The sequence below is a fragment of the Synechococcus sp. H55.7 genome (genome assembly GCF_047462395.1).
Taxonomy (GTDB): domain Bacteria; phylum Cyanobacteriota; class Cyanobacteriia; order Thermostichales; family Thermostichaceae; genus Thermostichus.
Genome location: NZ_JANSJD010000002.1, coordinates 175965 through 185851 on the forward strand (window position 1 = coordinate 175965; position 9887 = coordinate 185851).

The window sequence follows — 9887 nt, forward strand, 5'->3', positions numbered from 1 at the left end:
AACAGCGTTACGTAGCAACAACAATGTGACGAACCGTCTCATTGCTATTTGAAATGACCGTAAAATAACAGCCGCAGCTTTTTCGAGTTTCATCTGAATGCGCGGGATACCCCACTCGGGTGGGAAAGGATAGCGCCCAATATACTTAGTATGACCCAAGTTCTGACTATCTCTTGCAAGCTCAAGGTATCTGCGTCGCAAGCCACAAAGTTGAATGCGACCAGGGCCTACGGCCCGCTGGCGCGAACAGAGGGGGACAACTGGAATGGACAGCAGTTGAACCAGGTAAGAGACCACTACTCCCGCTTGAGAGCGGTTCTGCAACGCAAGGCCAGTCAGGGCACACGCAGTTCTCGGCGTCGATGCCGGGAGCTGTTGCAACGGCTGTCTGGCAGGGAGAGACGCTTTCAAGTTTGGGTAAACCACTGCATCTCCACTCGCATCAGCGGCGCGTAGCGCTAAAACCCCACCCGCCTATGCGGTGGGGTAGTTTATTCGCTCTGACCACATCTTGATCTCCCCACCTCTTTTTTATCGGGATGAACTGCGCTGCCGCCTGATCATCACCCTCAGCATGTTACGAGTTGTGCAACATGTCTGCGAGGCGGTGCGGCAGGAGAACACCGAACTAGAACCGGTGAAGCAGCGCTATCTGGACGAGTGGACGCAAGCCGTCAATGCCCATGGCGCGTTCGGTCGCTGGCGGTGGAAGGTGGCACGTCACCCGGTCGAGATACGAGACGTTCTCTAACTCCCCTCTCCCACTGGGAGAGGGGTTGGGGGTGAGGGCTGGCTCCCACTGGGAGAGGGGTTGGGGGTGAGGGATCTAATCCCACAAGTTCAAATCGGTCACCGCCCCCAGGCTGCTGCTGGAGACCAGCTTGGCGTACTTGGCCAGGGTGCCCCGTTTGTAGCGGGGCTCAGGCGGAGACCAGCGGGCGCGGCGGCGGGCCAGCTCCTCTTCGCTGACATGCAGGTGCAACAGGCGAGCCGGCGCATCGATGGTGATCAGATCTCCTTCTTCCACCAGGGCAATCGTGCCCCCCACATAGGCTTCGGGAGCCACATGGCCCACCACCATGCCGTAGGTGCCGCCGGAGAAGCGGCCATCGGTGATCAGGCCCACGCTATCTCCCAAGCCAGCGCCGATGATGGCAGACGTGGGCGAGAGCATCTCCCGCATGCCGGGGCCACCCTTGGGGCCCTCGTAGCGGATCACCACCACGTCTCCCGCCCGAATCTGGCCGGAGAGGATGGCCTGCAAACAAGACTCTTCGGAGTCAAAGACCCGTGCCGGCCCCGTGATCTTGGGAGTCTTGACGCCGCTGATCTTGGCCACCGACCCTTCTGTGGCCAGGTTGCCTTTGAGAATGGCCAGGTGCCCTTGGGGGTAAAGGGGGCTGTGCCAGGGGCGAATCACCTCTTGGTCAGCGCTGGGCTCGTCTGGCACGTCCCGCAGGACTTCGGCAATTGTCTGGCCGGAGATGGTGAGGCAGTCCCCGTGCAGCAAGCCGTGGTTGAGCAGGATCTTCATTACTTGCGGGATCCCGCCGGCCCGGTGCAGATCGGTGGCAACAAAGCGGCCCGAAGGCTTGAGGTCACAGAGAACAGGCACGCGGGCGCGGATGGTCTCAAAGTCATCCAGCGTCAGGGGCACCTCCGCGGCGTGGGCAATGGCCAGAAAGTGGAGCACGGCGTTGGTGGATCCCCCTACGGCCATGATGACGGAGATGGCGTTCTCAATGCTCTGGCGAGTGATGATGTCACGGGGCCGAATGTTGGCCTTGATGGCCTCGGCCAAGACCTTGGCCGATTGGGCAGCGCTTTCGGCTTTTTCTTCGTCCTCTGCCGCCATGGTAGAGGAATAGGGCAGGCTCATGCCCATGGCCTCAAAGGCGCTGGACATGGTGTTGGCGGTGTACATGCCGCCACAGGATCCGGCACCGGGGCAGGCGTGGCGCTCCACCGCCAGCAGCTCTTCCTCAGAGATGCGACCGGCGCTGTACTCCCCTACCGCTTCAAAGGCGCTGACAATGGTGAGGTCACGGCCATTGTAATGCCCCGGCTTGATGGTGCCACCATAGACAAAGATGGAAGGCACGTTGAGGCGGGCCATGGCAATCATCGCCCCCGGCATGTTTTTGTCGCAGCCACCGATGGCCAAGAGACCATCCATACTCTGGCCGTTGACCACCGTCTCGATGGAATCGGCAATCACCTCCCGCGACACGAGGGAGTACTTCATGCCCTCGGTGCCCATGGAAATGCCGTCGCTGATGGTAATGGTGCCGAAGATCTGAGGCATGCAGCCGGCCTCCCGCAGGGCGGCTTCGGCTCGCTCGGCCAGGGCTTGGATGCCGATGTTGCAGGGGGTAATGGTGCTGTGGGCGTTGGCGATGCCGACGATGGGCTTGCCGAAGTCCTCATCGCGAAAGCCCACTGCTCTAAGCATGGCGCGGTTGGGGGAGCGCTGCACCCCCTGGGTGACCACTTGGCTGCGCATCATCATTGGCAAGAAGAAACCGAGAAAAGTGAGCCGGGAAAAGAATGGGTAGAACTCATCCTACCGCTTTTCCCAGGGGCCACTGTAACCCTCCTGGCAAGAGGGATCCGACCGAATCTGAAGCAACTCTGTAAGTTCTCGGCACCTGCGCCGAGAATCGGCCAGCCTACCTAGTAAAGGGGATCCCAAATTCCAATCGCGTCAGTGGGACGCAGTCCTTGCCCGCCGGTTCGAGATACAGAAGCTAGGGATCTCTTGTTCCGGCGTTTCCTCTTAGGTGTCAGTGAAGCCGCATATGATTCTCAGCTCTCCTCCCTCCCCAGCCGCCGTGCCCAGCAGCGCCGAACGGGAGATGGCGCGGGATGTGCTCACCCTCTCCCGCCATGTCTTGCAGCAGTTTGGCAGCTTTACTGCCGAGGCCCAGGACTTCAGCGCCCTGATGAACCGCATCGCCCTGGCCGGCAAGATGATCGCCCGCCGCCTCAGCCAGGCAGGGCTGATCGAGGGGACGCTGGGGGTGACCGGCAGCGTCAATGTCCAAGGGGAAGAACAGCAACAGATGGACGACTATGCCAACCGGGCCTTCATCCGCGCCTTGGAGCAGACGGGCCTGGTGTGTCGGCTGGTGTCGGAAGAGATGAAAACGCCGGCCCGCCTGCCGGAAAACTGCTCCCTCAGCCGCTTGGCCCTGGTGATCGATCCCTTGGATGGATCTTCCAACATTGACGCCAACCTCAGCGTCGGCTCTATCTTCTCCGTTCTGCACCCCCTTGAGGATCGTCCGGAAGCAGACAACCAAGATCTCCTGCAGCCGGGCCGCCGCCAACTGGCTGCCGGCTACATCCTCTACGGCCCCAGCACCCAACTGGTCTATTCCGTCGGCAAGGGGGTACACAGTTTTACCCTGGATCCCAGCTTGGGCGAGTTCATCCTCTCCAAGAGCGATATTCGCATTCCCGAACGCGGCTCCGTCTACAGCCTTAACGAGGGCTACTTCTGCCAGTGGAGCGAAGGGATCCAGAACTATGTCCGCTACGTCCACCGCCACGATGGCTACACCTCCCGCTACAGCGGCGCTCTGGTGGCGGATTTTCACCGCATCCTTCTCCAGGGCGGGGTGTACCTCTATCCGGGCACCCAGAAAAAACCAGAGGGCAAGCTGCGGCTGATGTACGAGGCCAACCCGCTGGCGTTTTTAGTTGAGCAGGCGGGGGGCGTAGCCACCACCGGCAGCGAGGCTATCCTGGACATCGTGCCCCAATCCCTGCACCAACGGGTGCCTTTGATTATCGGCAGCCGCGAGAATGTGGAAGAAGTGTTGCGCTGCCTTCGCTGACCTCCTAGCCCCTCTTCCCTGACCCCGCCCACGCAAGCCGAGCCGACTCTATGGTGACCCTGGCTGAAAACCCCCTGCGCGTTGGCCTCAACCAAGAGCGCGTTCCGGATCCCTGTATCCTGGTACAGTTTGGCGCTTCCGGGGATCTGGCGGCCCGCAAGCTGATCCCGGCCTACTACCGGCTATTCGTGCAGCGACGGCTGCCGCCGGAGTTTACCTTGGTGGGAGTGGCCCGGCGCGACTGGAGCCACGAGATCTATCGGGACAAGATGCGGGCGGCCCTGGAAGAATTTGCCCCCCAAGATCTGGGGCCAGAAGCCCTCTGGCAAGACTTTGCCCGCCGCCTGTTCTACTGTCGCCTTGATCTTGGCGATGCCGAGGGCTACCTGCGTCTCAAGCAATTCCTCGGCCAACTGGATGAGGAGCGGGGCACCCGCGGCAACCGGGTGTTTTATCTGGCAGTGGCGCCGGACTTCTACGCCCAGGCCATCCAACAGTTGGGGGCAGCCGGGATGTTGGCTGACCCGGCCAAAACGCGGGTGGTGATTGAAAAGCCCTTTGGCCACGACCTCACCTCGGCCCAGGAGCTGAACCGCATCGTGCAGCGGATTTGCCAGGAAGAGCAGGTCTACCGCATCGACCACTACCTGGGCAAGGAGACGGTGCAAAACCTGCTGGTCTTCCGCTTTGCCAACACCATCTTTGAGCCCCTCTGGAACCGCAACTACATCGACCATGTGCAGATTACTGTAGCGGAAACGGTGGGGGTGGAGGATCGGGCTGGCTACTACGATGCTGCCGGCGCTCTGCGGGACATGGTGCAGAACCACCTGATGCAGATCTATTGCCTCACCGCTATGGAGCCGCCCGTCTCCTTGCGCAGCGACGGGGTACGCAACGAAAAGACCAAGGTGTTGCAGGCTACCCGCCTGGCGGATCTGCGCAATGTGACCACGGCAGCAGTGCGAGCCCAGTACGGCCCTGGCTGGATCGCCGGCAAGCCGGTGCCAGGCTATCGCCAAGAGCCCAATGTCAACCCCAACTCGCAAACCCCCACTTACGTGGCCCTGAAATTGGAATGCGACACTTGGCGGTGGCAGGGAGTACCCTTTTACCTGCGCACCGGCAAACGCTTGGCCAAGAAGGTCTCCGAGGTGGCCATTTACTTTAAGCAGGTGCCGCTCTCTCTTTTTCCTTCGGCAGCCCGGGAGGTGAGCCCCAACATCCTGGTGCTGCGCATCCAGCCCAACGAGGGCATCTCCCTGCGCTTTGAGGCCAAGATGCCGGGGCCGGAGATCCGCACCCGCTCGGTGGAAATGGATTTTCGCTATGGAACTGCCTTTGGGTCGAGCACCCCGGATGCCTACGAGCGCCTGCTGTTGGACTGCCTGCTGGGGGATCCCACCCTATTTACCCGCGCCGACGAGGTGGAAGCCGCCTGGCGGGTGGTGACGCCGGTGTTATCGGCCTGGGAAGCCCAGCCCGAAGGCAATGGCGGCAGTGCCGCACCGCCCCTGCTCACCTACGAGGCCGGCACCTGGGGGCCGAAGGCCGCCGAAGACTTGCTGGCCCAGTCGGGGCGGCGGTGGCGACGTCTCTAGTTTGTTTGAATCGCTGCCCTCACCCCCGGCCCCTCTCCCAAAGGGACGGCCCTCACCCCCGGCCCCTCTCCCTGAGGCCCTCACCCCCGGCCCCTCTCCCAAAGGGAGAGGGGAGTTAGAGATGGTGCTCCGCGCCGCCGGCGCAAACATGCATCTGGTTGGAACCAGCCCTGGCAGGAAGGATCCCCGGTTGCTGCAGCTAACATGGGCATGACCTGTTTTTGCGTGGGTGTCATGCCGCCACTGGTATTCCGGCTACCTGTCCGGTTTTTGCTAACCTTGCCGCTGGGCCTTGCCATGGTGTTGGGGGTAGGGAGATGGGATCCCGCTCGAGCCCAAGTATTGCTGCACCTTCCCCTGCCCAGTGGGGAGTTGATGCGGGCCCAGGCCCTGCAACTGGCCACTGACTCGCTGCGGCTGGCCCAGTTTGGCCAGACAGAAGAGGCGCTGCGCCGCTTGCAACTGGCGGTGGCCATGGTGCCCAACTCCTCCGAGCTGCTCTATGTTTTGGGCAACGTCCACCTGGAGCGGGGAGACTACGCCCAGGCGGTGCAAGCGCTGCAGAAGGCCCGCGCCCTGGCTACCGACGACGCCGATATTCTCTACTCGCTGGGAGCGGCTTACTTGCGGCAGGGCAGCTACTTTGCCGCTGCCGAGGCTTTGGAACGGGCTGTGGCCCTGCAACCGGATAACCCCAACGCCCGCTTCCAACTGGGCAATGCTTATCTAATGCTGGATCAGTGGGATCCCGCCCGGCGGGAATATGAGAAGACCCTGGAGTTGGATCCCGCCTATTGGCCGGCCATGAACAACATCGGCTTGGTGGACTACGAGCAGGGAGATCTCGACGCTGCTATCGAGCGCTGGGAACGCACGATAGAGATGAACGACTCTGTGGCAGAGCCCTACTTGGCCTTGGCGACCGCTCTCTACATTCGGGGAGAAACCGGACGAGCCGAGGAGCTGGGGGCAAAGGCCATGCGCCTGGATCCCAGCTATGCCCGGCTAGAAGTGCTGCGGGAGAACCTGTGGCGGGAGAAGCTGCTGCGGGATGTGCAAGTTCTCCTGCGCAGCCGCCCCGTTGCCGAGGCTCTGCAGCAAGCTGCCGTCGAGCAGTTCAACCGGCAGATGGGGCTCTCAGAAGAGTAGGCTCAGGGGCCGCCCAAGGCAGCTTGGGCCGGGGATCCCGCGCCCATCCGTTCCTGCAGCCTCTCAACCTTGGCCCGGATCCGCTCGGCAATGCCGACGCTGTTCAAGCCCAGATCCGCCAAGGACTCCTCAGGAGTGGCATGTTCCACCCACACATCCGGCACCCCCAGGCGCAACAAAGGCACCCGGATATCGGCATCCAGAAGGGCTTCCCCCACTGCCGAGCCAAACCCGCCCATGAGGCAGCCCTCTTCTACTGTCACCACCAGGCGGCTCTGTTGGGCCAGGGGCAGGATCAGCTCGGTGTCCAGAGGCTTGGCGAAGCGGGCGTTGACCACAGTGGTGGCAATGCCGTGTTCCTTCAAAATCTCCGCCGCCTGCAAACTGGGATGCACCATCGACCCATAGGCCAGGATTAGCACCTCGCCGCCGCTGCGCAGCACCTCGGCTTTGCCGATAGGAATGGGCTCCCACCCTTCCTCTGCCAGGGGCACCCCCACGCCGGAGCCACGCGGGTAGCGCATGGCAATGGGGCCTTGGGTGTACTGGATCCCGGTCACCACCATGCGCTGCAGCTCCGCTTCGTCTTTGGGGGCCATCAGCACCATTTCGGGGATGCAGCGCAGATAGGCAATGTCGTACATGCCCTGGTGGGTTGGGCCGTCAGCTCCCACTACCCCCGCTCGATCCAAGCAGAAAAAGACCGGCAACTTTTGGATGCAGACATCGTGGATGATCTGGTCGTAGGCCCGCTGCAGGAAGGTGGAGTAAATGGCCACCACCGGGCGCATCCCCTCGCAGGCCATGCCGGCAGCCAACGTGACGGCGTGCTGCTCGGCGATCCCCACATCTATAAACTGATCCGGCAGCTTTTCCTTGAGTTTGTCTAGGCCGGTGCCAGTGTCCATGGCCGCCGTAATGCCGATAATGCGAGGATCCCGCTCCGCCAGCTTGCAAAGGGCGTGGCCAAAGACCTTGCTGTAGCTGGGGGGCTTGGGCTTGCTGGGTGGGTAGGGCTTGCCGGTGGCCAGGTCAAAGCGGGATTGGGCGTGATACCCCACCTGCTCCGCTTCCGCTGGCGGGTAGCCCTTGCCCTTGACTGTGGCCACATGCACCAGCACCGGCCCAGAGATGCCGTGGGCCAACTCAAAGGCATCCAACAATTCTGCCAAGTTGTGCCCGTCCACCGGCCCCACGTAGGTAAAGCCCAGCTCCTCAAAGATGATGCCCGCCTTGTTGTTTTGCACGGCAGTAACCAGCTTCACCGTCTCCTTGAGGCGGTCGATTTCCGGGCTGAGGCTGGATCCCAGCAGGGGCAGATTTTTCAGTTGCTCCTCTAGGCTGTCGGCCAAAAACTGCACCGGTGGGCTGAGGCGCAGGCGGTTTAAATAGCGAGGGATCGCCCCCACGTTGGGAGAAATCGACATGCCGTTGTCGTTGAGGATCACCATCAGGTTGGTCTTGGGCAGGTGCCCGGCGTGGTTGATCGCCTCATAGGCCATGCCCCCAGTCAGAGCACCATCCCCAATGATGGCCACCACCTTGAAGTTGTCCCCCCGCCGATCCCGAGCGATGGCCATGCCCAAGGCCGCCGAGATGCTGGTGGAGGCGTGGCCGGCCCCGAAGTGGTCGAAGCGGCTCTCGCTGCGCTTCAGGTAGCCGGAAATCCCCCCTTTCTGGCGCAGCGTGTGAAAGTTGTGATACCTGCCGGTGAGCATTTTGTGGGCATAGGCTTGGTGGCCCACATCCCAAATCACCTTGTCGCGATCCAGGTCCAGGGTTTTGTAAAGGGCCAAGGTCAGCTCCACCACTCCCAGCCCCGGCCCCAGGTGACAGCCGACTGGGGAGTTGGCAGCCGTTTGCAAGTGCTTTTCGCGAATCTGGCGGGCTAGGCTGCGCAACTGGCTGAGGTTCAGGGCTCGAAGCTGGTTGGGATGAGTGATGTCACTCAGGTGCATAGGGGACTCGTCCTTCCGGTGTGATCTCACTCTAGATCATTTTCTGGGCGGGTTTTGTTGCCATCCCACTTTGGAAAACGCCGGGATCCCCTGGGCCAAGGGCAGTGAGATCCTGAGAGGGAGCACCAAGGAGCTCATGCAAGGGTTAGCATCGCACAAGGCCCTCGGCTGCTTTGGACTGAAGGCCTATTCGCAATTGGTTTCTCTCTTTTTGTTAGCCATGAAAATCGCCGCCAACATCACCCAGCTCATCGGTCGTACCCCCCTGGTGCGGCTGAATCGGATCCCTCAATCCGAAGGGTGTCTGGCTGAGATTGTAGTGAAATTGGAGAGTTTTAACCCTGCCGCCTCGGTGAAAGATCGCATCGCCGTGAGCATGATCGAGGCTGCCGAACGAGCTGGCTTGATCACCCCCGGCAAGACCATCTTGGTGGAGCCCACCTCTGGCAATACCGGCATTGGCCTGGCCATGGCTGCTGCTGCCAAGGGTTACCGGCTGATCATCGTTATGCCTGAGAGCATGAGCCTGGAGCGGCGACTGCTGTTGAAAGCCTACGGGGCAGAGGTGCATTTGGCCAGCAGCGCCGGCGGCATGGGGGAGGCCATCTGGAAGGCCGAAGAGATCGTGCGCCGCACCCCCAACGCTTACATGCTGGGCCAATTCGCCAATCCCGCCAACCCCCAGATTCATAACCAAACCACCGGCCCGGAAATTTGGGAGGATACCGATGGCCAGGTGGATATCCTGGTGGCAGGGGTAGGCACCGGCGGCACCATCACGGGGGCGGGCGAGTTTCTGAAGGGGAAAAAACCGGCCATTCGACTGGTGGCCGTTGAGCCCAAGGCCAGTGCTGTCCTCAGCGGCGGGCGGCCTGGCTTTCACCGCATTGAAGGGATCGGAGCAGGATTTGTGCCCGATGTGCTGCGGCGCGACCTGCTGGATGAGGTAATTGCAGTGGAAGATGAGGAAAGCATGATCTACAGCCGCCGCCTGGCCAGGGAAGAGGGGATCCTCTCCGGCATTTCCACCGGAGCTGCCTTGGCGGGAGCCATCCAGGTGGGGCGGCGACCGGAAAACGCCGGCAAGCTAATTGTGATGATCCAGCCCAGTTTTGGCGAGCGCTACTTGAGCACGCCCCTCTTCCGCGACCTAGAGCGGGATTCTGACCGCGCGGGCGGGCCGGTCGGGGATCCCAGCAGTCTTGGACCATCCAACCCAGGCCAAAAGCTCCAGTAATCGGCTACGTGGGGGCGACGGGGCCGCACTTGCACTTTGAGTTGTGGAAACGGACGGTGGGGCAAGGCTGGGTGGTTTTGGACGCTACCGATGACCTGCAGGT

Annotated in this window: 7 protein-coding genes and 1 pseudogene; 6 read left to right on the forward strand and 2 right to left on the reverse strand. The window is 61.8% G+C overall.

The features are described from left to right. Nucleotides 1–246: 246 nt before the first annotated feature. Both NW851_RS01730 and NW851_RS01735 read left to right on the forward strand, forming a co-directional pair. A pseudogene (locus tag NW851_RS01730) lies at nt 247–444 on the forward strand (RNA-guided endonuclease TnpB family protein); the annotation flags it as partial. Nucleotides 445–511: 67 nt separating this feature from the next. Further along, nucleotides 512–751, forward strand: a complete 240-nt coding sequence (locus NW851_RS01735) for a hypothetical protein (RefSeq protein WP_414336759.1) — start codon at nt 512–514, stop codon at nt 749–751. A gap of 75 nt (nt 752–826) precedes the next feature. Here NW851_RS01735 and ilvD read toward each other — a convergent pair whose 3' ends face one another. Continuing rightward, on the reverse strand, nt 827–2509 hold the full coding sequence (gene ilvD / locus NW851_RS01740; RefSeq protein ID WP_414336760.1) for a dihydroxy-acid dehydratase: 1683 nt from the start codon (nt 2507–2509) through the stop codon (nt 827–829). A gap of 346 nt (nt 2510–2855) precedes the next feature. Between ilvD and fbp the strand changes: the two genes are divergently transcribed. The 3 genes from fbp to NW851_RS01755 all read left to right on the forward strand — a co-directional run bounded on the left by fbp (nt 2856) and on the right by NW851_RS01755 (nt 6589). Beyond that, nucleotides 2856–3839 carry a class 1 fructose-bisphosphatase gene (gene fbp, locus NW851_RS01745; RefSeq protein ID WP_414335561.1) on the forward strand — a complete coding sequence of 328 codons (984 nt, stop codon included), beginning with the start codon at nt 2856–2858 and terminating at the stop codon, nt 3837–3839. A gap of 50 nt (nt 3840–3889) precedes the next feature. Continuing rightward, on the forward strand, nt 3890–5440 hold the full coding sequence (gene zwf / locus NW851_RS01750) for a glucose-6-phosphate dehydrogenase (RefSeq protein WP_414336761.1): 1551 nt from the start codon (nt 3890–3892) through the stop codon (nt 5438–5440). Between the two features lie 234 nt (nt 5441–5674). Beyond that, nucleotides 5675–6589: a tetratricopeptide repeat protein gene (locus NW851_RS01755; protein ID WP_414336762.1), complete on the forward strand. Its 915-nt coding sequence runs from the start codon at nt 5675–5677 to the stop codon at nt 6587–6589. A gap of 2 nt (nt 6590–6591) precedes the next feature. On the opposite strand, the gene dxs is transcribed toward NW851_RS01755, so the two are convergent. Beyond that, nucleotides 6592–8547 carry a 1-deoxy-D-xylulose-5-phosphate synthase gene (dxs, locus tag NW851_RS01760; protein WP_414335552.1) on the reverse strand — a complete coding sequence of 652 codons (1956 nt, stop codon included), beginning with the start codon at nt 8545–8547 and terminating at the stop codon, nt 6592–6594. Between the two features lie 220 nt (nt 8548–8767). On the opposite strand from dxs, the gene cysK reads away from it, so the two are divergent. Further along, nucleotides 8768–9784 (forward strand): cysteine synthase A, encoded by a 1017-nt coding sequence (gene cysK, locus NW851_RS01765; RefSeq protein WP_414335559.1) that lies wholly within the window; start codon nt 8768–8770, stop codon nt 9782–9784. The last annotated feature ends 103 nt before the right edge of the window (nt 9785–9887 follow it).